This window comes from Mesorhizobium sp. M1088 (assembly GCF_040318575.1).
Lineage (GTDB): Bacteria > Pseudomonadota > Alphaproteobacteria > Rhizobiales > Rhizobiaceae > Mesorhizobium.
In genome coordinates this window covers 1-24,868 of sequence record NZ_JAMYMO010000059.1, presented here as the reverse complement: position 1 = coordinate 24,868, position 24,868 = coordinate 1, and the positions used below count along the sequence as shown (strand labels likewise).

The following is a 24,868-nucleotide window of genomic DNA, read 5'->3' as shown; positions in this document are numbered from 1 at the left end:
ACTCCCCAGGGCTTTGTGGCGGGGCGCGGCTTTTATCCCATGTCACACGCCCCCGCGTCAAAATTATTTCCAGCCGGGGCCCCCCCATCTTTTTACCCCTCGCCGGGGGTGGCGCGACGAAGCCGGCCGGGCCGGGCACACGGTCCAGCGGATCGCCGTCGCCTACGAGGCGGCCGGCGACGGCTTCTGGCTGGCGCGCTGGTTGCGGGCGCACGGCATCGAGGCCTATGCCATCCATCCCTCAAGCGTTCCGGTGTGCGCGAGCACCAGCGCGCCAAGACCGATCGTCTCGACACCGAGCTTTTGATGCGCGCTTTTCTCGGCTGGCTGCGTGGCGAGAAGCGCCATTGCTCCATGGCGGCAATCCCGACACTCGAAGAGGAGGACGCGCGGCGGCCGAACCGCGAGCGGGGGACCCTGGTCGGCGAGCAGACGCGGCTCATCAACCGCATCAAGGCGATCCTCGCCCGCTTCGGCGTCCGCAGCTTCCGGCTGAGCCTGCGCCAGGCGGCGGACAGGCTGGAGACCATCCGAACGGCGGAGGGAACGCCGCTGCCGGACAACACCCGCGCCGAGCTCTACCGCTTCCTTGAGCGGCTCAACCTCGTGCGCGCGCAGATCCGCGCCATCGAACAGGAGCGCCTGCGCCGGCTGGCGGCGGCTCCGGCTGCGGCGAACGGCCCGCACGCGATGGTTCGCCTGCTCGCGCGGATCATCGGCATCGGCGTCGAGACCGCCGACATGCTGGTCAACGAGATGCTGTCGCGCAAGCTGCGCGACCGCCGCGCCGTGGCGCGCTACGCCGGCCTCACGGGGTCGCCGGACGAGAGCGGCAATACCCCTCGGGTCGGTTGAATAGAAAATCAACGGCCCTCTCCACCAGTCGAGCCCGAAGTGCTGACTTCGCCGAGAGTACCAACTTTGGGACAGAGCCAGTCAAGGTGGCACGAGTTTTGAGCTGCCCGGGTACAAAGCAAGGGAAGCTGCCGAATAGCTTCCTGTGGTGCGAAACGCAACGGATGAAATGAAGGAAAGCAGACAGCATGTCAGATCTGATACGGATCCTTGTGAGGATAATTCTCACCACAACGCCGGTCACGAGTTTGAAGCCGCCTTTCTGAACTCAACGTGCCGAGGGTGTCACGGCACCCGGTTTTCCTCTCAGGGGCGAACTCTCAGCTCTTGAGCGTTCCGCCGTGGGCCGAGCCTCCGCTCGGACGCGTAAAAGCGATCGAAAGGTGGGTTGGTTCGGCTCTGCATTCGCGAGTGGCCGATGGCCGACACCACGATGAGGTTGGCGTCTGGAGGACTATATGAACAAGCATGGAAGCTTAGTCTCGGAAGCAAATGCAACGCGCATTCACCAGAACGACACTTCTCTCGCCCTCTTCGGAGGGATTCCTACAGTGCCGGCCGGGCGAGTTGTCCCTTGGCCAGCCGCCAAACGCAAGCATCTGAAGGCGCTCGCCAGTGTTGTCAAAAGCGGCAAATATCATCGAGTTAATCACCCTATTGTCACTGAGCTCGAAAAGCGCCTAGCGGAGTGGTCGGGCAACTGGACTGTGCGCGCTGTTGGAAGCGGCACAGCCGCTATTCACGTGGCCCTCGACTACTACCGGAATCGAGGCCGCCGAGCTGTCACCTCGGCTTTGAACTGGCCAGGAGCCGTCGGCCCCATCGCGATCAGCGGACTCGAGCCGGTGTTTGTCGATGTAGAGCCAAACCTTGCGGGAGTTGATCAGAAGATGGCGGCCGCTCTCATCGAGCCCGGCGACGCGGTGGTGCTCATAACTCATCTGTTCGGAAATAACATTTTGGTTCCGGATCTTAGGCTGGCTGCGCGAGCGAGTGACGTGGCCATTATTGACGATGTTTGTCAATCGATTGGCGTTGCGAAAAACATTGTCAATGGATCTTACTTAGAGACCGACGCACTTGCTCTTTCAGGAAATGGGGCCAAACACCTCGGAGCGGGTGAGCTTGGGTTTGTTCTGACAAGGGACCCTGCTCTGATTCACCATGTCGATAAGGTTTCGCTGACAAGCTCGTCGCGATGTGGAGCTAGAATTTTCTCCCCGAGTTCGAAAGGCTACAATTACCGACCCAACGTATTCTCTGCTGCTATAGCCAATCACAGGCTCAAGCGCCTAGACCGGCAGCTCAAAAAGAGGCGAAGCAACGCAATGTTCCTCTGGCAGGAAATTGGCCATCTCTCAGGGCTTCTGCCTCTTTTCGATCCAGCAGTTGATCAACAATCAATGCTTAGTCTCCCGCTGCGTCTTGAGCCGGAAAAGCTCGGTTTTCTAGCTGGCCCTTCGGCCAGGGATTTCATCGTTAAGCTCCTTCAAGCCGAGGGAGTTCCGGTCATGGTTTGGCTGACGAAGCCCGTTTTTGACTATCTCCCGGATGTCAGCAAAAGATGGTCAAGGACCGATTTCCCAAACACGATGATGCTACTGAACACTATGTTTTGCGTGTCGGAGATCGCTCCGCCAAACGGCGCAGAAGTGATGAAATTGTACGCAGCCGCATTTCAAAAGGTCTGGGCAGCGCTTCCAAATCTAACCTCAAAATTCCCTTAGATCGTGTGTTTGGCCAGAGGGCAGGAGGGCGAGACGATGGACAGCTTAATAAAGGGCTTTCTGCCATATGGCTTTTCAATTGTTGTGAAATTCGGCGGGAGCATCATGCGTGATCTTGCGGTGTGTAAGCTTGCACTGGCTGAACTTGAGCGTCTCGCCGGTGACGGCCATCGAATACTACTTGTTCCGGGCGGCGGCATCCCAGACAAAGCAATTGAAATGATTGATGCGGCCAAGCCATTGGAGTCGTCTACGGCGCATCATGCGTGTGCGCTAGCACAGGACCAAACGGGGTATTTGCTTGCGGACGCCGCCTTCTCTTCCAAGCTTGTTCCATCGGCCAGCCTAGGTGAGTGCCGAACTCTCGCGAGAGTCGGAAAGATTCCAGTCCTGCTACCTTCCCGTTTGCTGTTTGCAGCTGATCCAGTGGAATGGAGTTGGGATGTTACATCCGACGCCGTTGCCGCGTGGGTCGCTTGGCTCACCGGGGCACCACGGCTGGTGATTTTGACAGATGTTGATGGCGTGTATCGTGGTGGAGCAACCGAAGATCCCGCTGCACTTATAGAGCAGATCGCTGCTCAAGATCTTGTCCTTCTCGGCCACACGTCGGTTGACGCGTGCGCGGTCCAGTTCATGGCACAGAAACGCCTCCCCGGCGTGGTGATTAACGCTCGTCATTCTTCTCGTCTCTCCGATTGGCTCGAAGGGAAGCGCGTTAAAGCGACCAATATCACCGTCGGAAGCAGGAAAGCGTATATCGGAACCGAGGATCTGGGGGGGGCGGCATGATGCCCTCCACGGCGCTAGTAGTTTATGGCCCAGAAGTCGCTCGCTCCGGAATCACGTGGCTGCTCGACGAGTTTATTCGCAGGCGAACCGGCTTGGAACTCGCGGAGCGATTCTTTTCAATCCACAATCGTAGATCGATCGATGCCTTTTATACCCTGACACATTCCACCGGCGGGAACCATTGGCCATTGGTGCTGGACTTGTTCGACATGCGTCCGGTTTGCGCCACAATCTGGAGCGGACCTAATGCGCTGCACCTATCGCAAGGACTAAAGGGTAATACACAGCCGGCCCATGCTAGAAGCGGCACCGTACGTAGTCTCTTTTTTTGCGACAATCCCGTGACGAACCTCCTCCATGTGAGCGACAGTCCAGAAGTAATGCAGGCCGAGCTGACAATACTTCGGCGCCAATTCTTGGGCAACGAAGTAGCCGCTTGGAATTCCCTCGATACCGGCCAAATCGCCCATTCATCTTTCCAGATGTTGTTACACGTTCTTGGCGACAGGGGATCTGTGCCGATGCCGGACAATGGGGGTGATGGTAGCGCCTTTGCTCACGCGAGATCAAGTTACGGCAAAGCACTCCTACTCGCATCAAAGAGGGGCCTGACAACGGCCGTCCACCGGTACCTTCAGGGGGATCGAGCCGGTCTAGAAGGTATTGTTCAGCATGCGTCTGTCCGCTCATCTTGGGATCGCCTCGTTCTTGAGGCCGGTCTGTTTTCAATGCCTCTTTGGCATTCCCTGCTGAAGCGAACCGTCGATGCCGTCGAGCCTGAATCAGGTAGCGACGACTACCGTATCCATCTGGGGGAGCACATATGAGCGAACTCGATAGTATCAGGACAATGCTTCGGACAAGCCAACAAGGCAACTTTCCGCGCCATTTGCAGGAATTCGGGCTTGATCTGATCGTACTGGAAGGGGTTTTTCCTCCTGAGAGTTTCGAGGGTTGGCGTTGGATCAGCGAGAATTTCCCCCCATTCGCCGGGAAGACCATATTGGAAATCGGCTGCGGCTTCGGTCTTCCCGGCCTTCTGTTGGCAAAAAGTGGTGCGCGGTCGTTAGTAGCTTGCGACATCAACCAGAGGGCGGTCGCGAACACATTGGAGAATGCGAAAAGAAACGGCATCAAGAACGTGGAAGCTATCGAAAGCGATTTATTCACAAACATCCCCCGTCGCAGGAGATTCGACATTGTATTTTGGAATTACCCGTCGAACTTCGCTGCAGAAGACTACAAGTATGTGGATGACATCGAATGTGGCGCGATTGATCCAGGGTATAATTTGCTCAAGCGCTTTTTGTCGGAAGGCCCAAATTTCCTTACAAAAACAGGTCGTATCGTTCTAGGATTCGGGACTAATGCCCGTGACGATCTCCTTGAACACATTGCGGCTTCGAATGATCTCACAACTGTGATGCTGCGGTCCGGAACCTATCCCCACGTGAAGGTAGTTTACAGGCTGTTCTCAATATCCAAGAAGGATATAAGGATATGATTTCCGACCTGATGCACACTGGATTTGTCGCTATTTCGCCCAATCGGTGTAAAGATAGTTGGGTGGCCGGCAGCAGCGTCCTTTCGCAATTCATCCATCGTGTGCCGAGTGATGTTGACATTCATCATGTCAATTTGGACGCATTTACGGAAGCTGTGGACAAGGATACAAGGGCTCTGGCGTACGCCGGGTTCTCCATCGCTTCACAGCGACCTGCCGGCGCGGAGTTGGAGATCGTGTTTTTGAGGTCGAACGGGACCTTGGCGCTGAATTGGGTTCTCGAAGAGGAACGACCAACGGCGTTAGTTGATGATCCGCTTCTTGGGACACGGGCGAGCTTCGCGGACGTCATCGCGCGAAAGATTGAGATGTACTTGGAGGACCATCATTCGAAGCATCGGGATGATCTGCTTGCACTGCTGGATCATTCCGCCTTAATGGCTCCCGAAATCAGCCGGGACAAATTGGTTGCTATGATTTCCGCGCTAGTCCAGGGCTCGGAGGACACGGGTCAAATCCAATCTTCTTGCCCGCACAAATGGATATCTGACCACATTTGGCCAGTCACGGAACGATCTTTCATAGACTAGACTAAGACTATACATGTGAACCTAAAGGTCGGCACATGAGGTCTGCTGGGCCGCTCTGACAGAACTCCTGACGGACGAGAGAACTTCGTCCACGGCTTGATCCGATAGCGGAACCTTCATCCATCATGTCGCTCACCGAACCATTCATTGGCTTTCCGGCTTTCCGCAAGCCTCCGGCTTCGCCAGATTGGGGCGCTCCCTTTTGCGTCGCCTCTTCCCTTACGCGTGATCATATCTGCCGTTGACAAGAGCAGGGTGTTGCCGCCTGTTCGGCTCAGTCGGCGAACAATTCCCTCTAACCTGCGGTCGCCATCCATTTCGCTCTCTCGAGATTGCTTCGCGCGGCTTTCCGCGCGCGCTCCGGTTCTTCCACCGGATCGATGCCGAGGATGATCTGAGCCATCTCCTCATAGCTGGCGTTGTCGGCAGATGCATCGACAAACCTTAGATAGGTCCTGAAGTGCTCCCTATCGTAGGTGGTCAGGCTGTCGGACCAAGGGACTTCCTCTTTAAGGCCTGGTTCAACGTCTGGGTATTTCACCATCACATCGGGCTCCGGAAGTAAGAATCGGAAGTCGAGAATTTCCTTCGACACGCGGGCTAAGCGGAGAGGAAACATCGTCTCCAAGACGAGGTCCCGATCAAGGTCCGCAAGCCCCCGCTCGAGGCGATGTGCGCATCTGCGGGGCAAATCAGGCCCAGGTTAGAAAGGAATCGCAAAAGGCTCAATACCATGCGGCTGCACATCTGTTTTCGAGGACTGCTCGGACAGGGCTTCGTAAGAAACCTCCAACGGGATGAGAAGCGTAGTCGGTCCTGCGCAACCGCTCCCGCGAACTCGGAATCAGCTCAAAATCGTCTTTTGATCCGCGTCATGACGACGGGGCTTGACCAATCCCCGCTGCTTGACTCGCCGACCCATAGTGCAGATTGCCTGCGTGTTTCGGCAATTCCCGGACACAGCCCTGGAGTGTACCCCACCCCTGTCCGGCTTTTGCGAAATGCGCAGATTGCCGGCAATCGAAAAGGCCCGACAGCAGTTGACACCCTCTTTCGAGCCACGGCACGATCAACAAAGTGGTCGCTTCGCATCCTCGAGCTATTGCGCTGATGATACCGTCTGGACCCAGCACCGTTCCGGCTAGGCCGTGGCTTGCCAAATAGGCTAAAATGTCTGTTGCGGCGGGTGCTCGTCGAGTTTACTCACGCTCGTCCCCCTTGCCTGATCTCATCTCCGGTGCTGGGGGCTGGCAGCAAGCACCAGGTGGCGCGGCTCGCCCTTCGCAGGAAACGCGGCGGTTCATGTTCGCCGCCTCTGGCTCGAGCACGTGCCCAAGGTGAGATTCGGGTATGGCGTCGAAACTGGCCGGATTGGCCTAGTCAGGCGTTCAAACTTCCCTCACCTGCAGACACTGGCAGAGATATTCGCTCAGCAATACTACAGGCGGAACATGCATCGCCGACCCGGACTGTGGCCAAGCTCCAGCCGAGGTAAACAAGACCGCCTCGTCGGCAGTCTGAGCGATCGGGCAGTCCGCGCGGGTCGTAATGGCAATCGTATATGCTCCGGTTTTGCGCGCAATTGCCAGAAAAGCCCTGGTTTCCTCAGTGTGGCCAAGCGAGGAAACGCCAAGAGCAAGGCCCGACGAGCCAAGTCTCCGCGCAAGAGCGTGAGACATGGTGGCGGACCCCGAGGAATGCGCCGGAAACCCTAGCCAGATCAGCCGCATGGCCAAAATATCAGCGCAGACTGAAGACGGCCCCGCGCCAAACACTTCGACGCGACGGGCCGCTCGGACGCGGTTGGCAAGCCCAGTAATTTGAAGATCGTCAAAACCTCGAGCGGACGCGGCAATTGAGCTTTGTAAAGCAGTACTGAGAGCGGCGACCCCCGGTGCTACGTCTATATCTTCTGGTGCGGCGCGTTCAGCCAGCTCAATCAGCGTTACCCGCTCAATGTCGCCGCTGAGCGCAATCTTAAACTCGCGGAATCCCGAGAGTCCCAGCCTTCGGCAAAATCTTATTATTGAAGCAGGCCCAGTTGCGGTGTCGTGCGCTAGGTCGGCGATGGACATCGTTAGAACAGCCTTCGGATCTTGCTCAATATACAGAGCTATACGTGCGAGCGCATTCGGGGCCGTATTGATTACATCATGGATCATGTCTAGCAGTGATTGCTGTGTCTGTCGGGGCTCTTGCATACTGTCCTAAGGTGTTCGATTCAATTGGAACTCAACTCCCCTACCCGAAGGCAAGGGAAATCCCCTGAATAACTCGAGTCTGCTGCAGGTGCATTGACGCAGATCAAAGACAAGTTCGATGCCGGATTTCCGGCCTGCTTCGTTCGCGGCGGCAGCCATTCCGAGCACCACGCTTTAGATGTCAGTGCGGATTCCGACGACAACGGCGTTCCGACCCAAAAACCGGATTCTCCATCGGTGTCCGCGAATTTCTGGTACAGGCATTCCAGCTGGAGCACAGGTTCATGCCGACCTGATGGCAAAGTTTGTGTAAGCCAGCCAAGGTGGCCCGCTGTGTGGCAGCCAGATCGACCAACATCGCATTCTCCAGCGGCGCAAGTCCCCCGGACGAGGCCGGAGTCGCACCTTTCGGGGGCCAACCTGCTCCGCTGAGCCCTCCGTTGGTCCTAGCGCTTTAGGTCTTGTGCACTCTTACGATTGACTGGGTCTGAGCCACTCCCACGGCTACGAAGACGAACCCACCTTGGCGTTCTTCACCTATGTAACGCAGTATCGGCGCAGATTGGTTCAAGCTGCAAGATGGATGCGATTGCGCCCCGCCATCTTGGCGGAATAGAGAGCCGTATCAGCCCGAGCCAGCATATCTCGGTGGTGGTGTCGCCCGCGCGAGCAGTAGCGACTCCAGCCGAGAAGGTGTATCCAAATTCTAACTTCTCCCTGAGCGGCCGTGAGTTGCGAACACAGTTGAGCATCCTTGCGATGATCAGCTCCGCTGCAGCAGCTAATGTGTTTGGCAACACCAGGACGAATTCTTCTCCGCCCACGCGGCGAAACAGTCGGATCGTCTTACCTCTTTGTTCCCCCGGTCGACGAGTGCCGCCCTGAGACCCTCGATAAGGGATGCATCTTCGGAGTAAAGAGGACGCCCTATCGGCACCTACGCAAACTGTTGTTGAACGACCTGGCTGCAGCGCCGAGGCGCCCAAGATCGCCCCGCCGCCACCGGCGTGCGGCGGCTGTGCTTCCCTTGATGAGCCCAGTTGAGGGATGGAGGCCTGCGGCACGCGACCGCTTGAATTGCCGGTATCGCCGAGCGGTCCCGCAATGGCATATCGTTGAGCATGGCTGAGCGTCTTCTGCCTCTGCTCGCGCGACCAGTCGCAGCATGCGCCGAGCCGCTTGAGCTGCTTGAAGATCACACCGCCCGATTCCGCAGAACCAGGTTCGTACCGCGCAACTGGGAGAACACCTGTTCAACTGACCGCCAAGCAGCACGCCGGTTTGGCCTTGTGCAGGGCCGTGGCGCCGGCCTGGATCAACAGGCGACCCGCGACTTCCCACATTGAAAAGGGGACATGCGAGCAGCATGAAGGCCGACGAGACGCCGCCGAGCACCGCGACGTTGCCTTGCCGAATGCGACAGCCAGTTCCTTGAGACGCATCGGCTGCCCGGCGGAACAAGCTCGACGGCGTGCGCCTGGTTGAAGATCGCTTGCAGATTTCTCCTGCCAAAACCACGGTCCCGCCGATGCCGAAGCGCTCGCCGACCGGCTCGGCCATGATGCCACGCATTCGCATCACCGAACTTCTGCACGAAGTCGCCCGCGAAACAGGCTTCATGACGGCGTTCACCAATCTGCGCACCGGCGAAAACTGTCCCAACGAGAGCGCACTGTTGGCCACCATCCTTGCCGATGCCACGAATCTCGGCCTGGCCCGCATGGCTGCCGCAAGTCAAGGAGTCACCTGCGACCAACTCGTCTGGACGCAGGATGCCTACGTCCGCGAAGAGCCGTGGTTTTGGCAGGAGAAATCTGCAATCGATCTTCAACCAGGCGCACGCCGTCGAGCTTGTTCCGCTTGAGGCGGTGCGCAAACTTTTTCAGCCGCCAATCGAGCGGCGGCTGACGGCAACCCAAGTTTCGAAACGATCGGTGCGGCCACCGGCTCGGGCAAGAGATAGCTGTCGAAACGGCGGTACGCGGAAGACCGTTCCACCCACACGTCCCCAGAACGCAGCTTGTTGCGCAAATGGGCGAGCATTGCCGTTTCATAGAGCGGGCCATTGATCTTGCCATCCGGGCCGATCACCAGCTTGCGCCAGTCCTTCTTGAACGGCATCGGCGCATCGGGCGGAACATCGCGTTTGCCCGATCTCTTCAGTTCGCGGAGCATACGGATTCCGGCGATCGTGCGGGCGCTTCTCCGCCCGCCTTTGAATTCCAAGGCCTCGATCAGCGTCGAGGCGAACGCCAGATCGACCTGCTCAGTCTGGAAGAGAAGATCGATACATCCTCAGCCGCAGGCGAGCTCGTGTTCCGTGTATTCGGTGCGATCGCTCATTTCGAGCGACGGCTGATTTCCGAGCGCACGAAAGATGGCGTGGCTGCAGCACGGGCGAAAGCCAGACAACCCGGTCGGCAACCGCTCGACATGTAAAAGGTCGAGGCCGCCATCAAGCTGATCAAGGCCAACATGTCGCCGACCGAAGCTGCGAGGCACGGGGTCTCGGCCGATCGACCGTCTATCGCCGAAATGAGGCGACTGGGCATCAGTCGGCCAGCGTAGTGAGCACTTCCGACGCTTTGCAAACTCTCGCTCTTGGAACTTCAAGGGCAAAGCGTGACCCGTTTTCGTCGTTGACTGCTCAATTGGGCCGACCGCTACGCCTGGAAGGCTGACGTTGCTGGGTCGGCTGGACCGGTCTCTGGAAGGCGGCGTGCAATTTCGTGTGCCAGGCGCTTATCGTTCGCCTTTTCGCAGTACCATCCAGTAGGGCAAGCTTTGCTGACATTCATCAAAGTGCGATGGGCCACGCTCTTCAGCCTTGTTCGGGCTTCCGGCGGGCGGCTGCAAGCATCGCCTGACCGACGCGCCGGTCGCCTTGGGCGTTCAGCATTTCGCCGGCATTGCAGATATCACGTGCCTCCTGTTCTGGCTGAGCTTGGCTTTGCCTACAAGGCGGGTGATCTCGATCTCCAGGCCGATGATCGCCTTGACTATAGTGTCGATGAAGTCCTTCGGTGCGTTACCCATCTTCCATGGGACAGGCTCAGTCGCCTCGTGCCTGTGAGTCAGTTTGGCGACATTGCGGCGGACATAGCGTTCGTCGTCGTGGATTGTGATCCGTCCATATGCATGTGCGACGAGGTAGTTCCAGGTCGGCACCTGCTTGTGGAACTCCTGCTTGCTCGGATACCACCGCGGCGAAATGTAGGCGTCGGCGGCGCGGAACACCACGAGCACCTCATCGCCGGTCGCCACGTCCTGCCAAACTGGATTGTTGCGTGCGACGTGGCAGCGAAGGGTACCGTTTTCTCCCTGTGAGGTGTCGAGTTCGAAAGGGATGTGATCGGCGTCGAGACCGCTCCAGCCATGGTTATCAGAACGCCGAGTGCGTTGTTCTCGATCAGTTCGTAAAGGACTTCTCGGCTCGGTTCATCGAAATGAGCGGGTAAATACATGACAGTTCCTTTCACTGGCCGCCGGGTTCGCTGTTCACCGGCTGGTATCCGATGGCAAGCGTTCCAACGCGGCGGCGATCTGGCGCTTCGCTGCTGAGGGCAGAGGCAGGATGGGACGCGGGGGGTCGGCACGGCAAATGTCGAGCAATTCGGCAAGTGCATAGACGACGCGAAGGCTCGAGAACTCCTTGAAGAGGCTCCAGAGCGGCGCAAGCGTGGCATCGATCCGTCGCGCTTCGGCCGCATCGCCCTGTTGCGCCGCCGTGACGATCTTCACGCAGACCTCGGGCAGGATGCCGGCGAGGACGCTGTACCATGTGTCGGCGCCGGCGATCATGGCCTCTGCAGCGTTCCAGTCGCCGCTGTAGCCGATCGAGAACCCTTCCGGCACAGTGCGCCTCTGGTCGGCCAGATGGCTCTTGATCGCATCGCCCTTGTCTGTCGGATTCTTGATAGCGACAATCCCACCCACCTTTGCCAGGCGGCTGACGAGTGCTGGGGTGAAATGGAAATGCGTCGTTCCTGGATTGTCGTAGACGACGATCGGCAGGCCGCTCTCGCACGCCACCGTCGAGAAATGTTCGAACACCTCGTCCTCAGTGAGCGGGGTGTAGGAGGCGGCCGCAAGCAGCCCCGCGGCAGCTCCAAGGGCCTTGGCGTCCTGCGCGAACCTCACTGCTTCATCGGTGCGCAACGCGCCCACACCCACCACGACCGGCGTTCGCCCGGCGATTTCGTCCAAGGTCTCGGCGAGCGTCCGTCGCCGTTCCTCGCGCGACAGATACATGTAGGTGCCGGTGCTGCCGAGAAGACCGATGGAGTCGACCTGAGCGGCGCCAAGCCGAGCAATCAGCCTGCGCAGAGCAACGGTATCGACGCGGCCGTCACGATCGGCGGGCGTGATGGGAAACGCAGAAAGACCGCTCAGGAATGCCATGGCAAGGCTCCAGGTTTGTGCGTGAGCGCAGGACTGGCCGGACGACAGGTCATCACAAGGCGTCCAGAGCCCGCCGCAGGTCGGCGATTAGGTCATCGGCGTCTTCAAGGCCCACCGAGAGACGCATGAGGTCCTCGCCGACTCCATCGGCCAGATGCGCATCCTTGCGGATCGGCTGACGAGCACGGGTCAGGCTTGCCGGATGATAGATGAGACTGTCGGCATCGCCGAGGCTGACAGCCCGGGTGATCAGGTTGAGCCGGTCCATCATCCGCCGCGCGCCCTCGAACCCAGCGTGGAGGCCAAAGGCCAACATGCCGGACCCTTGGGACATCTGCTTTCGCGCCGTCACCTGATCAGGGTGCGAGTCGAGGAAGGGATAACTCACCCATGCCACCGCCGGGTGCGCCTCGAGCGCCTGAGCCACCGCAAGGGCAGTGGCGCTGTGCCGTTCCATGCGCAGCGTGAGCGTCTTCAGACCGCGCAGGATCAGGAAGGCTGACATGGGCGAGAGCGCTGCGCCGGTGATGTAGCGCAGGCCCGTTTCGTGCAGCGTGCGGAGCGTTTGCGCGTCGCCGAGAATCGCCCCGCCAAGGGCATCGCCGTGCCCATTGATGTATTTGGTCAGCGAGTAGAGCACGAGGTCTGCCCCATGTTCGAGCGGCCGCTGGAGCGCGGGGGAGGCGAAGGTGCTGTCGACTGCAACCTTTACACCGCGCGCGTGGGCGCGCTCGGCAATGGCAGCGATGTCGCAGATGCGGCTCAGCGGATTCACCGGCGTCTCGAAGAAAACAAGCCGGGTCCGCTCGGTAATCGCGGCATCGAGATTTTGAGGATCGGACAGGTCCACCGCGACGACCTTGATGCCGAAGCGGGGGACCGCCTGTTCGACCATGGCAAGCGTGTTCGCATAAAGTGTCCTGTGGACGATGAGTTCATCCCCTTGGGACAGGAGCGACAGGATCAGCGTCCCGAAAGCCGCCATCCCCGAGGCAACGACCAGACCTGCCTCGGCTCCTTCCAGATTGGCAAGCCGTTGTTCTAGGATCTCCGTCGTCGGATTGTATTCGCGCGCATAGAGCCTTCCGCCAAGCGCGGCGGCGGCCTCGTTCGCTGCCACGCTTTCGAATCCATAGGTCGAGGTCAAGAAGACTGGCGGCTGAACGGCATTGGAAAAGCCGGCCGGATCGTAGCCATGATGGATCGCCCGAGTGGCGAATCCGGGACCGGTGTCGTGGAGCGACCGCGTGAGAGCATCGGTTTCGGATTGATAGGAACGGGTCATTCGGCCTCTAGATCTTTCTTGGGTTTCCGAAAGATTGACGGCAAACTGGCCAATGTGAAATATCCAGTTAGCGATGAATGAAATGGTCCAGTCTTCAAGTGCCGGTTCTGCAGAGCGCTTGCACGCGATGGGTGCACGCCAGATATACGAGGCCCTTCGCGAGCAAATCCTCGGCGGCGTCTACGAAACCGGCAGTCAGCTGCCGTCCTCCCGAGGCCTCGCAAATGACCTTGGGGTTTCGCGAACGACGGTGACGGTCGCCTATGAGCAACTGGCTGCGGAAGGTTTCATCGAAGTCCGTCAAGGCGCACGACCTCGCGTTGCATCCTCGCTGATCGGTCCTGAGACGAGCCGCACTGTCGCGAAGCGAGTCGGCCCGGTTCATCTGTCCGCCTATGGCGAACGACTGCGCGTCACGCCGCCCTGGCCGGATTATCTGCCGACCGGGCTGAAGGTCGATTTCCGCTATGGCGACCTGGCGCCGTCAGACTTCCCCGCATTGGTCTGGAAACGTGCGATGAACGAGGCGATGGGGCAGCGGCCGTTGCGTCTTGCCTATGACGATCCTCGTGGCTCGCGCCGGCTGCGCCAGGCGCTCCAGGGCTATCTCTGGCGCGCCCGAACCCTGAACTGCGACCTCGAGCAGATCATCATCGTCAACGGTTCGCAGCAGGGCCTCGATCTGTGCGCTCGCCTGCTTCTCGATGCCGCCGACCGCTTCGTCATCGAGGACCCGTGCTACAGGATGGCGCGTCAGGTCTTTGCCAGTACGGGTGCCTCGGCCGTCCCGGTCACCGTCGACGAGGACGGGATGAAGACGGAATTGCTGGCGGGGATCGGGGCACGACTGGCCTATGTCACGCCATCGCATCAGTTTCCGCTGGGCGGCGTCATGCCGATCGCGCGCCGCCACCAGCTTCTGGAATGGGCGCGGCATAACAACGCCTATGTGATCGAGGACGACTACGACAGCGAATATCGTTACGACATCAATCCGGTCCCTCCGCTGCACAGTCTTCAAGACCACGGGGCTGTCATCTACCTCGGCACGATCTCCAAAACGCTCTCGCCGATGCTGCGTATCGGCTATCTCGTCGTCCCGACGGAATTGCAGGAGGTCTTCGCTACCGCCAAACAATTCGCGGACCGGCATTCGCCGGTGGCTGAACAGGAGGCTCTGGCCTCCTTGATCGAGAGTGGCGGCTACGAAAGCCATGTGCGGCGTGTGCGCAGGCTGAACGGCGAGCGTCGGGAGACGTTGTTGGGCGCCTTGCGGCGCAGCTTCGGAGATCGCATCGCTGTCCAGGGAGCAGAGGCCGGTCTGCACGTCGCCGTTTGGTTCAAAGACCTGCCACGATCGCAGGAACCGGCACTGGTCGAAGCCGCCCGACGTGCGGGCTTGGGGCTACACCTGATCTCGCCGCTATACGAACAGCCATCGGACGAAGGCCGCGCGGATCGCGTCGGTCTTGTCATGGGATATGCCGCCTTGAGCATTAGGCAGATCGGGAAGGGCGTTGAGGTCCTGCGAGAGGTTGTCAAGCAGGTGCAAGACGCGATGCCGGCGCGGAACAACTGAGACAGGGGGAGGTCGAAAGCAGGCGCTGAAAACGGTCCGAGGGGGCCCCGTATTTCTTTGCAACAGCCAACTGGACCGGGAAAACGCCATGCAACTGGCGCTATTGATCAGGCCAGTTTTGCAGCAGGTTTCCACGAGACGAATTTCCGAGAGCGATGATGACCTGGCTAGGAAAGCTGCTTCATATCCATATCGCGCCTGCTGCCTCCTATGAAATGGAGGAGCTAGCGGAGGCGCAGCTTATTGCCGGCCAAGGCATTGTCGGAGATCGCTACTACCTGGGGGCGGGGACCTATTCGGCGCGTCCCGACGTTCGCGAGGTGACGCTGATCGAAGCTGAAGTTCTGGAAGCCATCGCGCAGGGCGAACCCAGGATACCGGGCTTCAAGGCCAAGCTTGCGCCCGAAGATCACCGGCGCAATCTGACGACACGAGGCGCTCCGCTAGGCCATCTTGTCGGCAAACGCTTCCGGGTCGGGGAAACGATCCTTAGAGCCGCCCGGATGAATGTCCCGTGCAAGTATATCGAGGAGTTGCTGGGGCTTCCGGGTCTCTACGACGGGCTTCTGAACCGCTCCGGCCTGAACTGCGCAATCGAGGTCGGGGGCGTGATCCGCCCCGGTGATCTGATCTTGCCCATCGACGAGTGAAACGCCATGGCCTCGCCCCGCATCGTCATGAAGCTGACCGTGACCGCTGTCCGCAAGGAGCCGGGGGAAGTACTGGTCATCGGCCTCAAACACCCGCGCAAACCTGTGCTGCCGCCGTTCGAGGCGGGTTCTCACGTCGATGTCCATCTGCCTGAAGGGAAGGTGCGTCAGTATTCTCTTTGCGGCGACCCGACCGAGCTCAGCCGCTACACCATCGCGGTGAAGCGCGAGAATGACGGCCGTGGCGGCTCGGCGTGGATCCACGAAACCATTGCCGTCGGCTCCACACTGCCTGTCTCCGCGCCACACAACCATTTTGCGCTCAAGCCAGGCGAGGGGCCGACTTTGCTGCTGGCAGGGGGGATCGGGATCACCCCGGTTCTGGCCATGGCGCGCGCGCTCACCCGGCAGGCCAAGCCCTTCGAGTTGCACTATTTCACCCGCAGCCGGGCGCTCACGCCACTCTTGCCGGTGATCGAGGGCGATCTTCCTGGCGGCAATGTTCGGCTCCATTTCGACGACGAGACGGCGACCCGGCAGGACATCGCCGCGCTGCTGGCGAACCGTTTGGCCGAGGCACAGGTTTACTATTGCGGACCGCCCGGATTCATGGCCGCCGTGGGGCGGGCGGCTGAACACTGGCCTGAGGGCACGGTTCATTTCGAAACTTTCCAGCCTCCCGACTTTGATGGCGCACCACCGGAACCATTCGTCATAGAACTCCGTGAGGGCAGGATGGTTGAGGTTTCGGCGCAGACCACGGCGCTCGCGGCTCTGCGCGCCGCCGGGGTGCCCTTACTGGCCTCATGCGAGAACGGGGTTTGCGGGACCTGCGAATGCGTTATGCTTAGTGGACAGCCGATCCATCGGGATTCCGTCCTGTCCAAAGACGCACGCGGCCATCGCTTCATCCCCTGCGTGTCACGCGCGACGGGCGTGCTGAAGCTCGATCTTTGACGATCTACTCTGGGAGGCATCGGTCCGACCGCTGATTTTCGGGGAAGTGAATGATGACGAAACTTGCATATTTGAACGAGATCGAGCGCTGCGCTTCCTGGCTCGCAGCCTGGACGATCCACCACGCCAACCACGTCCGCGAGGGAGATGAGATCAAGGTCGGCGGCCATCAGGCTTCTTCAGCCTCCCTGAGCACGATCATGACTGCACTCTACGGATCGGTGCTGCGCCCGCAGGACCGGGTGGCGGTCAAACCTCACGCGGCGCCGATCTTCCACGCACTCCAGTATCTCGCCGGCAACCAGACCCGTGAAAAGCTCATGAACTTTCGCGGCTACAAGGGCGCCCAAAGCTACCCTTCACGGACCAAAGACATCGACGATGTCGATTTCTCGACCGGGTCGGTGGGTCTCGGCGTCGCGCAGACGCTGTTTTCCTCGCTGGTGCAGGACTACGTCTCGGCCCATGGCTGGATGAAGGGCCGCCCCGAGGGTCGGATGATCAGCCTGATCGGCGATGCCGAAATGGACGAGGGCAACATCTACGAAGCCCTGATCGAGGGCTGGAAGCACGGGCTACGGAACTGCTGGTGGATCGTGGACTACAACCGCCAGTCGCTCGACGCCGTGATCCGGGAGGGCGGACGGTCTACGACCCGTTCATCTATCGTTCCGCCGATCAACTGAATTATGCCTGCTACCAGGACGCGCGTTTCATGCTGGTCGCCACGCCCTCCGGCGTGACGCTGGCGCCGGAGGGCGGGGCGCACCAATCGATCGGCACCCCGCTGATCGGCATGGCGCAGGATGGGCTTTGCGCCTTCGAACCGGCCTTCGTCGACGAGCTGTCCGTGATCATGCGCTTCGCGTTCGATTACATGCAGCGCAACGGCGAAGGAGATCCGGACGAGACGACATGGCTGCGTGATCAGACCGGAGGGTCGGTCTATCTGCGCTTGTCCACCCGGCCGCTCGAGCAGCCGCTGCGCGACATGAGGCCGGACCTGGCACGGGATATCGTCAATGGCGCCTATTGGCTGCGACCGCCTGGGCCGAACGCCAGCGTGGTGATCGCTTATCAAGGCGTTGTCGCGCCGGAGGCGATTGCAGCGACGGGGCTTCTGGCAGAGGACCGGCGCGACGTCGGGCTGATGGCAATCACGTCAGCCGACCGGCTGAACGCGGGCTGGCAGGCAGCGGAGCGTGCCCGCCAGCGCGGAATGACCGGCGCCCTTAGCCACGTCGAGCGGATGCTGGCGCCGCTGTCGCGAGATTGCGGGATCGTTACCGCAATTGATGGTCACCCGGCGACGCTTGCGTGGATCGGCGGCGTGAACGGGCATCGCGTCAAGGCGCTTGGGGTCGAGCACTTTGGTCAGACCGGCACGATTGCGGACCTCTACCGTCACCACGGCCTAGACACCAACGCCATCGTACATGCGGCACAGGCGGTCAGTGCGGGACCGGCTATTCGCTACCGGAAGGCGCTGCCCTGACCATGAGCTACCGGATGGTCCGTGGCCGGTAGCGGATCGGCTGGTTCCACAGGCGTTCCGGTTCGAACGCTCGATATCAAGCGGCAAAAGGAGGCATTCATGAGTATCGCGCCCGATGAGCACGAGAAGGTGATGACGTTCGATGACATCGAGCTCAGCCCGCAGAAGGAGATCGTCCGGGTGTTCTACAAGGACATTGGGATCACGCGGCCGTCGACTTGATCCCGGCAATCTTTCATGAGGGGTTCACTTTCCGCGGGTCGCTCGGCCCGGTTCTCGTGGGGCACAGTGGGTTCGCTGACTATGTCAGATGGGTGACAAGCTCTCTCGATCACTACACATCCGACATCCTGGAAATGATCGAGGAGGGAAATCGGGTCTCGGCGAAGCTCCGCTTCCACGGAATCCATCGCCGTCCGCTGTTCGGTCGCGCGCCCACCGGTCGGCACGTGTGGTGGTACGGCATGCCGATCTTCACATTCGAGGACGGCAAGGTGAGAGACCTCTGGGTGCTGGGCGACATTCACGGGCTGATCAGCCGGATCGACGGCATCGCGCACGAGCAACCGGAGTTCCGCGCGGCGTCGACCGGGGCGGACCCTTCAACCGCGTCATCAAACCCAGGGATCGATGAAGATGCGCCGGCTCATCGTCTGTGGAGCAATTGCCGTTTAGCAGGAACCACGGCCCGCAATGGGGCGGGTCGACACGCATCCGCGATTTGCCCCACGCATCCTGCGGTGTTCCACGCATGAGAGTGATGGCTGCGGGTCTCGCTGCCGTCGCATTCGGTGCGGGCGACTTTCTTGGCGGTTTCGCCGCCCGGGGTGCCGAAGCCACGCGTCTTGCCCGCGCGGCCTCAGCATTGCCGCCGTGGCCAGCCTTCTCGATGGAATTGCAAACCTGTTGCTGATGGTGGCTTTCGCCACCGAGGATTGGCCGAAACCGCGGCCGTCGCCTCGCTCTATCCGGTCGCGACGATCGTGCTGGCCATTAAGGTTCTGCGCGAGCGGCCTTCAATGACACAGGGAATCGGTCTGCTTTTGGCCATTCCTGCCGTCTTCCATCTCAGATCCACCTAAGGAGGTGCTCCATGCAACTCGAAACCAAAGCGATACATGCGGGTCGGGGTGTCGATCCTTTCACCGGCGCCGTCACGATCCCGTTCCATCCCAGTACGACCTTCGAACGGAGTGCGGACGGTGGCTACCCGTCGGGCCATGAATATATCAGGGATGCCAACCCGACGCGGAACGCGTTCGAAACGGCGATGGCCGCGCTTGAAGGAGGTCACGCCGCTGTCGCCTTCTAGTCTGGCATGGCCGCCATTACGGCGGTGTTCGAGGCGCACCCCCGCAAGGGCAATCGTATTGTCGTGCCGGACGACATGTATTTCGGCATCCGATCGCTGATTGACGAAACCGATATCGGAAGCCGGTTCGACTTCGTCGCCGTCGACATGCGCGACCTGGACGCGCTGCGCACGGCCGTGGGTGCCGCCCCCACGGGCCTCGTGTGGATCGAGACCCCCTCGAACCCGCTCATCCGTGTCGTGGATATCCGGGCGGCTTGCGACAAAGCGCACGAGGCCGGTGCGATTGCGGTGGTTGACAACACCTGGGCGACGCCCGTCCTCCAGCGCCCGTTCGAATTGGAGGCCGATGCCGTGATGCATTCGGCAACGAAATACATAGGTGGCCATTCCGATATGATGGCTGGGGTCGTCGTCTTGCCGGACGCCGCGTCTCTGGAACGCCCCCTGCGCATGATCCAGCGGCACAAGGGAAGCGTCGCGGCTCCCTTCGACTGCTGGCTGGCACTTCGTGGGCTGCAGTCTTTGCCGGTTCGCATGCGAGCCCACTGTGACGGCGCCCAGAAAGTCGCCGAAGCGCTGGGCAAACATCCGGCAGTCGAAAGTGTTCTCTTTCCGGGCCTGCCCGATGACCCGGGCCATGAGTTGGCCGGGCGGCAGATGTCTGGCTACGGTGCCATGCTTTCCTTCATCGTTCGAGGCGGCGCCGAGGCAGCCATGACGGTCGCTGGGCGGCTCAATCTTGTGGTGCGGGCCACGAGCCTTGGAGGCACGCATTCGCTGATGGAGCATCGGGCCTCTGTAGAAGGACCAAAGTCGATTGCTCCGGCGGGGTTGCTGCGCATCTCGGTCGGGCTCGAGCACCCGCAACATAATCGTCGATCTCTACCAGGCCTTGTCCACGGCCGAATGATGGAATTATCCAGCGCATGGTGCGGCATGCACCACGCCGATGCCAGAAGATCTGGACGCTCGACAAGCACCCTTCTTCATACATCTCCCGAACGACCGCCAGCGCAAAGCCTCCCCATGAGAAAAGAGCATCCCATGTCTTTCCCGCCCATTGATTGCCCCCGAGATCAAGGCCCGCTACCCGGATTTTCATCTGATCAGGATTGTGGTGCGGAACGCTGAAATCGACGTGCCGGATGCACAGGCGTTGAACGACACGATTGCGGCGGCGGAACAGGCCGCGCTTCGCGATGACGCCCAAAGGGACGCGCATCTTGCGGCGTGGGCCGTTGCCTACGAGGCTTTCGGCACAAAAGCCAATCGAACGCCGTGCTCGGCCGCCGCGCTTCTCAAGCGGGTGCGGAAAGATGGCTCTCTCCCGCGGATTTCCCCACTGGTTGATGCCTACAATGCCGTCAGCGTGTTGCATGGCGTTCCGATTGGCGGGGAAGATCTCGATCTCTACCAGGGGTCCCGAGACTTTTAATTGCGAAGGGAGCGGAGCCATTCGACACGATCGAGCAAGGTGAAATGGTAACCGAGCATCCCCAACCGGGCGAAGTCATCTGGTGCGATGATTCCGGTGTCACGTGCCGCCGCTGGAACTGGCGGCAGGGGCGGCGCACCATGGGTCACGGTCGATACCCGCGCCATGTGGCTCGTGCTGGAAGCCCTCGGCCCAATGTCAGCTATACAGATGACGGGCACCGGAGAGCATTTGATGGGACTTATCCAAGCGTTGTGCCCGGGTGCGCGAATCGAAACCGCGCGGATCGACGAGTCCACTACATCTCGTGTCCCTTAGGGCATGGCCCCCACCTTTCGGGAAAAACACCCCACTCAGCCCTGTCCAGATCTGGCGCTCCTTGCTCGCTCGGCTGGCCTACACAGTTGATTGCGAACGACCCAGAGCGGCTCTCGAAAACGAGCGTCGAACGAAATCAGATCACCGTTTGTTCTCCTTAGCGTTGTTTGGCGTACTTTTATCGCGATGCCCTCTGATACGCTGGCTGCAATAGCCGCAATCCTCCGGGCAGCCGCCTGTCTTGATGCTGAGAAGCCGGCTGAGCTGGACCTTGTTGGGATCGAAATTCTGGCGGTGCACGGTTTGCGCAAGGAAGAGGAGATTTTGAAGGGGCATCGTGAAGTGCCTGAGCCTTCTCCAGAGTCCACGCTCCAGGGTCAGGGGATTGAGCCTGTGGCGATGTCTGCATTGAACTGGCTGTTTGCATGTCCATGCTGTTCCTCCGGTTCTGCCGTAAGGGTGTTTGCTGTGACGACGATCGGAAAGGACACTTGACCCACTTGTAGTCCGCGCCTTTCGTCGACATAGCGGACTGGCTCTGGCCACCCCAAGGTTGAAGAGTGTCCGTTATTGCAGTCGTACTTGGCCTGCGTGAACCAGATGCGTGAGCGCGCGGTCGCGTTTCAGGATTGATCTACTCGTAAAAAGGAATTGTCTTAGGCGGAAGGCCGCACTTAATACCGCTATCCCGGCGCCCCATCGGGTTCCCGGATTGAGCAGCGGAACTATTTTGTGCCGCTGCCAGCGTTGTGTCGGCCATGTGCACGCGCGCTGCCGCTGCCAGCAGGTCGGTCTGGGTGATCAGCCCAATAATGCGTCGCTCGGCATCGACGATGACCGCGGCATGGCTGCGGCCGTCAGTGAGCACCGGCAGCAGGCTCATCGCCGGCGTATCGGGAGAGGCGGTGCTAGCCTTCGACATCACAGCCCTCACCGTGTCGGTCGCCTTCGTCATCTCGCGCAGGCCAACTACACCGACCAGCCCGCCCTCGGCGTCGGTCACCGGCAGCGTCCGGATGTTGTGATCGAGCAGCAAATGACGCGCCTGGTCGGCAGGCGCATGTTCATCGACCGAAATCACATCGCGCGACATGATGTCCTCGCACAGCAGGGTCCGGTGGGAGCGCACCATCGCCTGCAACTCGACCTGCCGTAGCAGCCGCTCAAGATCGTTGCGGTCGATATCGAAGGTTTCCTCCAGCGCGCCGAGCGCGGCATCGATATCCTCGGGCTGGAAGCCGACCCGCTCCCGCGCGGGCGGATCGATGGTTCCATGCGCGCTTTTAAGCGCGGGGGCCGCCACATGCGGATAGTTGCGCCGCGACAGTTTATGGATGCCGTAGCCGAGTGCGACCAGCACGATCGAGTTCAGCGCTACCGGAACGAAGGGAAACAGTAAGCCCGAGCTGAAGACGGCCGGTCCGCCGAACACCGCAGTTAAGGCGGCGGCGCCACCCGGCGGATGCAGGCAGCGCGTGAACGACATGGCGGCGATGGCCAGCGCCACCGCAATGCCGGTAGCAAGAACGGGTTCATGCACGAAATGCGCCACGATCACCCCGACCAGCGCCGAAATCGTATTGCCACCGATAATCGACCAAGGTTGCGCCAGCGGGCTTGAAGGCACGGCAAAGAGCAGCACGGCCGATGCTCCCATTGGAGCAACCAGCAGTGCGACATGTGGGCCAGACCCGTTCGCCAGCGCACTGATCACGCCAGTCAATGCGATGCCGATCATGGCCCCGATGCAGGCGAGCAGCCGCTCGCGCAGCGTTGCACCGGCAAGGATCGGAACAAAGAGACGAAACGCCATGGCATACCCTTGGGCGAGTGGTCGGAACTCCGCGGTCCGCAATGCAGGCAAAGCCACAGATTTGGAAGTTAAGCCAATTCGGAAAGTCGGCTCACGGGGGAATACTTTTGCGCGAAGCGGCCATTCCCAAATGGGTGCAAACATTTTGATCAGCCAGAGGAGGCGGACGACACGCTGATCCGCTCGAGCGCAGCAAGAGGCCAAGGGCTACCGTGCCGCAGGCAGCCGGAAATGGGGATGGTCGGAAGTCGAGCTGGGATGGACACAAGAAATTCAGAGGCTTCGAAAAGCGTGCTGACAATGTCGGCACGGCAAGACAAATCAGGCCCTTGTCGCTCCACTTCCGAGGCGCACTCCAGCGGAGTACGGCTTCTACGCGGTGCTTGGTCTGCCTGTCCTTGCCACCATCGGATTCGTTCGCGTCATGCTGAAACGTCCACCTGTAGCCGCTGAGAAGACGACTGCCGCCAGTGCCGTCCTGGAACCGCCATATGACGGCGGCTTGGTTACAGAGCCGGCTCGTGTCGATCGGGCGGAGGAGCCTGATGTGACGTACATGGTCCAGAAAGTGGCCAATGAAGGTGCTGGCATCGTCAACGTGATCAGGTCACGTAATAGCGGTAATACAACCGCGACCATGAGCCTCTCAGGCGTTCGATGAGGCGGGAAAATCCGATCACCAGACCAAGCGCGATTCCGCCACACTGCCACACACGAAACCGATCAGGTCACGTTCCAGGCTCGCCAGAAGATTGGAGCCGAGGCCACCTCGGCTGAACTCTGCCATGCCGCGGGCCGCCACCTCTCCCAGCCGCGGTAGAAAACGTGGGTCAGCAGCGCCGGCATGGGCGAGCAACTCCCAAATCGCGAGCATCGCCATCGGCACCGCAAGCGGCCGCAGATGTCGGCCGATGGAGCGGAAGGGCGGCGGTGCGATGGAAGCGCCGTGCGACAGCCTATCCCGACCTGCAATCGTGATCAGGCTCATCGTGGGTCTCCGGACGCCAGCGTTGCAGATGGTTTCAGGCAAGCGTGAGCAGGCCGTGGATCACCAATCCGGTCAGGCCGACCACGATCATGGCCGAAAGAACGAGGTTCCAATTGAAAGAGCTGACGACCATAGGCCATCAGGTATCGGAGCCCTTCGAACGATGCGATGAGTTCTACCGCAACCAGGGTCTGCCAGCCGTTGAAGGCCTTCTCGCAGCCCTGTAAAGATCGACGGTACGGCGGAAGGCAGCACGATCATCGTGAGTTTCGACCAGCGGCTGAACGAAAGGACACGGCCAGACGCGTCTCACGACGACGCCGTTGCGCTTCGCCGCCATCAGGCTGGGTAGAGGACTTGCACGTCTAAAGCTGTCGATGCTCGGCACACAAAAAAGGGCGGCATTGCTGCCGCCCTTTCCGCTGTAGGTTGATAGGGGGCTGGATTAGAAATCCATACCGCCCATGCCGCCCATGCCACCGCCGGGCATACCGGCCGGCATGCCGCCGCCAGCCGACTCCTTCTTCGGAGCCTCGGCGATCATAGCTTCGGTGGTGACCAGCAGGCCGGCGACCGAGGCCGCGTCCTGCAGAGCCGTGCGCACAACTTTGACCGGATCGACGATACCCATGGCGATCATGTCGCCATATTCGCCGGTCTGGGCGTTGAAGCCGAACGTCGGGCCCTTGTTCTCAAGGATCTTGCCGGCAACGATCGATGCTTCCGCACCGGCGTTGGCCGCGATCTGGCGGGCCGGAGCCTGCAGCGCGCGACGCACGATGCTGATGCCCGCGGTCTGGTCGGAGTTGGCGCCGGTGACGGTGATGGCCAGCGAAGCGCGCAGCAGGGCGACGCCGCCCCCGGGAACGATGCCTTCTTCGACGGCCGCGCGGGTCGCGTTGAGGGCGTCATCGACGCGGTCCTTCTTTTCCTTGACTTCCACTTCGGTCGCACCGCCGACGC

General features: G+C 60.5%; 21 protein-coding genes and 6 pseudogenes. 17 read left to right on the top strand and 10 right to left on the bottom strand.

Annotation, left to right across the window (positions count from 1 at the left end):
* From NKH49_RS32445 to NKH49_RS32415, 7 genes and pseudogenes are all read left to right on the top strand, one after another.
* A pseudogene (locus NKH49_RS32445) lies at positions 1 to 307 on the top strand (hypothetical protein); the annotation flags it as partial.
* Positions 256 to 855, top strand: coding sequence for a transposase (locus NKH49_RS32440; protein ID WP_352642840.1), 600 nt, complete (start codon positions 256 to 258; stop codon positions 853 to 855). The pseudogene NKH49_RS32445 and the gene NKH49_RS32440, both read left to right, overlap by 52 nt.
* A 458-nt stretch (positions 856 to 1,313) precedes the next feature.
* Complete coding sequence (locus NKH49_RS32435; protein ID WP_352642838.1) at positions 1,314 to 2,582, top strand: DegT/DnrJ/EryC1/StrS family aminotransferase; 1,269 nt, start codon at positions 1,314 to 1,316, stop codon at positions 2,580 to 2,582.
* A 36-nt stretch (positions 2,583 to 2,618) separates the two neighbouring features.
* Positions 2,619 to 3,374, top strand: a complete 756-nt coding sequence (locus tag NKH49_RS32430; RefSeq protein ID WP_352529063.1) for an amino acid kinase family protein — start codon at positions 2,619 to 2,621, stop codon at positions 3,372 to 3,374.
* Positions 3,371 to 4,201, top strand: a complete 831-nt coding sequence (locus tag NKH49_RS32425) for a nucleoside-diphosphate kinase (protein WP_352529061.1) — start codon at positions 3,371 to 3,373, stop codon at positions 4,199 to 4,201. The genes NKH49_RS32430 and NKH49_RS32425 overlap by 4 nt, the downstream gene beginning before the upstream one ends.
* Positions 4,198 to 4,878 carry a methyltransferase gene (locus tag NKH49_RS32420; RefSeq protein ID WP_352529059.1) on the top strand — a complete coding sequence of 227 codons (681 nt, stop codon included), beginning with the start codon at positions 4,198 to 4,200 and terminating at the stop codon, positions 4,876 to 4,878. Before NKH49_RS32425 ends, NKH49_RS32420 begins: the two co-directional genes overlap by 4 nt.
* Entirely contained in the window at positions 4,875 to 5,468 is a 594-nt protein-coding gene (locus tag NKH49_RS32415; RefSeq protein ID WP_352642835.1) for a hypothetical protein, read from the top strand. The genes NKH49_RS32420 and NKH49_RS32415 overlap by 4 nt, the downstream gene beginning before the upstream one ends.
* A 295-nt stretch (positions 5,469 to 5,763) precedes the next feature.
* On the opposite strand, the gene NKH49_RS32410 is transcribed toward NKH49_RS32415, so the two are convergent.
* Together NKH49_RS32410 and NKH49_RS32405 are read right to left on the bottom strand one after the other, a co-directional pair.
* Entirely contained in the window at positions 5,764 to 6,012 is a 249-nt protein-coding gene (locus NKH49_RS32410) for a DNA -binding domain-containing protein (protein WP_352642848.1), read from the bottom strand.
* An 844-nt stretch (positions 6,013 to 6,856) separates the two neighbouring features.
* Positions 6,857 to 7,630, bottom strand: a complete 774-nt coding sequence (locus NKH49_RS32405) for a MurR/RpiR family transcriptional regulator (RefSeq protein WP_352529055.1) — start codon at positions 7,628 to 7,630, stop codon at positions 6,857 to 6,859.
* Between the two features lie 1,498 nt (positions 7,631 to 9,128).
* On the opposite strand from NKH49_RS32405, the pseudogene NKH49_RS32400 reads away from it, so the two are divergent.
* Positions 9,129 to 9,467: pseudogene (locus NKH49_RS32400) on the top strand (Tn3 family transposase); the annotation flags it as partial.
* Here NKH49_RS32400 and NKH49_RS32395 read toward each other — a convergent pair.
* Positions 9,460 to 9,919, bottom strand: a pseudogene (locus NKH49_RS32395) (Tn3 family transposase); the annotation flags it as partial. The pseudogenes NKH49_RS32400 and NKH49_RS32395 overlap by 8 nt on opposite strands.
* On the opposite strand from NKH49_RS32395, the gene NKH49_RS32390 reads away from it, so the two are divergent.
* Positions 9,809 to 10,108, top strand: a complete 300-nt coding sequence (locus tag NKH49_RS32390) for a recombinase family protein (protein ID WP_352642844.1) — start codon at positions 9,809 to 9,811, stop codon at positions 10,106 to 10,108. The pseudogene NKH49_RS32395 and the gene NKH49_RS32390 sit on opposite strands and share 111 nt — an antisense overlap.
* Before the next feature lie 453 nt (positions 10,109 to 10,561).
* Here NKH49_RS32390 and NKH49_RS32385 read toward each other — a convergent pair whose 3' ends face one another.
* The 3 genes from NKH49_RS32385 to NKH49_RS32375 form a co-directional block, all read right to left on the bottom strand.
* On the bottom strand, positions 10,562 to 11,017 hold the full coding sequence (locus NKH49_RS32385) for an FMN-binding negative transcriptional regulator (protein ID WP_352642842.1): 456 nt from the start codon (positions 11,015 to 11,017) through the stop codon (positions 10,562 to 10,564).
* 150 nt (positions 11,018 to 11,167) lie between these two features.
* Positions 11,168 to 12,070 (bottom strand): dihydrodipicolinate synthase family protein, encoded by a 903-nt coding sequence (locus NKH49_RS32380; protein ID WP_352642833.1) that lies wholly within the window; start codon positions 12,068 to 12,070, stop codon positions 11,168 to 11,170.
* A 52-nt stretch (positions 12,071 to 12,122) separates the two neighbouring features.
* The gene (locus NKH49_RS32375; RefSeq protein WP_352642831.1) at positions 12,123 to 13,355 is read right to left on the bottom strand and encodes a trans-sulfuration enzyme family protein; all 1,233 of its coding nucleotides are present in this window, start codon (positions 13,353 to 13,355) and stop codon (positions 12,123 to 12,125) included.
* A gap of 82 nt (positions 13,356 to 13,437) precedes the next feature.
* On the opposite strand from NKH49_RS32375, the gene pdxR reads away from it, so the two are divergent.
* From pdxR to NKH49_RS32335, 8 genes and pseudogenes are all read left to right on the top strand, one after another.
* Positions 13,438 to 14,934: a MocR-like pyridoxine biosynthesis transcription factor PdxR gene (gene pdxR, locus NKH49_RS32370; RefSeq protein WP_502899745.1), complete on the top strand. Its 1,497-nt coding sequence runs from the start codon at positions 13,438 to 13,440 to the stop codon at positions 14,932 to 14,934.
* 158 nt (positions 14,935 to 15,092) lie between these two features.
* A complete protein-coding gene (locus tag NKH49_RS32365) occupies positions 15,093 to 15,584 on the top strand; it encodes an MOSC domain-containing protein (protein ID WP_352579575.1) in 492 nt (163 codons plus the stop codon).
* Positions 15,585 to 15,590: 6 nt separating this feature from the next.
* Complete coding sequence (locus NKH49_RS32360; protein WP_352929616.1) at positions 15,591 to 16,541, top strand: PDR/VanB family oxidoreductase; 951 nt, start codon at positions 15,591 to 15,593, stop codon at positions 16,539 to 16,541.
* 50 nt (positions 16,542 to 16,591) lie between these two features.
* Positions 16,592 to 18,036 (top strand): annotated as a pseudogene (locus NKH49_RS32355) (thiamine pyrophosphate-dependent enzyme).
* Between the two features lie 99 nt (positions 18,037 to 18,135).
* Positions 18,136 to 18,258 (top strand): hypothetical protein, encoded by a 123-nt coding sequence (locus tag NKH49_RS32350; RefSeq protein WP_352579567.1) that lies wholly within the window; start codon positions 18,136 to 18,138, stop codon positions 18,256 to 18,258.
* Positions 18,255 to 18,791 carry an ester cyclase gene (locus tag NKH49_RS32345; protein ID WP_352642825.1) on the top strand — a complete coding sequence of 179 codons (537 nt, stop codon included), beginning with the start codon at positions 18,255 to 18,257 and terminating at the stop codon, positions 18,789 to 18,791. Before NKH49_RS32350 ends, NKH49_RS32345 begins: the two co-directional genes overlap by 4 nt.
* 338 nt (positions 18,792 to 19,129) lie before the next feature.
* Positions 19,130 to 20,482, top strand: a pseudogene (locus NKH49_RS32340) (trans-sulfuration enzyme family protein).
* Between the two features lie 7 nt (positions 20,483 to 20,489).
* Positions 20,490 to 20,786: a phenylalanine--tRNA ligase beta subunit-related protein gene (locus tag NKH49_RS32335; protein ID WP_352929613.1), complete on the top strand. Its 297-nt coding sequence runs from the start codon at positions 20,490 to 20,492 to the stop codon at positions 20,784 to 20,786.
* 519 nt (positions 20,787 to 21,305) lie between these two features.
* On the opposite strand, the pseudogene NKH49_RS32330 reads toward NKH49_RS32335, so the two are convergent.
* From NKH49_RS32330 to NKH49_RS32315, 4 genes and pseudogenes are all read right to left on the bottom strand, one after another.
* A pseudogene (locus NKH49_RS32330) lies at positions 21,306 to 21,513 on the bottom strand (biotin synthase BioB); the annotation flags it as partial.
* 225 nt (positions 21,514 to 21,738) lie between these two features.
* Entirely contained in the window at positions 21,739 to 22,917 is a 1,179-nt protein-coding gene (locus NKH49_RS32325; protein WP_352642821.1) for an HPP family protein, read from the bottom strand.
* 676 nt (positions 22,918 to 23,593) lie between these two features.
* Entirely contained in the window at positions 23,594 to 23,905 is a 312-nt protein-coding gene (locus tag NKH49_RS32320) for an ABC transporter permease family protein (RefSeq protein ID WP_352642819.1), read from the bottom strand.
* Positions 23,906 to 24,350: 445 nt separating this feature from the next.
* A partial coding sequence (locus tag NKH49_RS32315; RefSeq protein ID WP_352929610.1) for a TCP-1/cpn60 chaperonin family protein occupies positions 24,351 to 24,868 on the bottom strand: 518 nt, incomplete at its 5' end.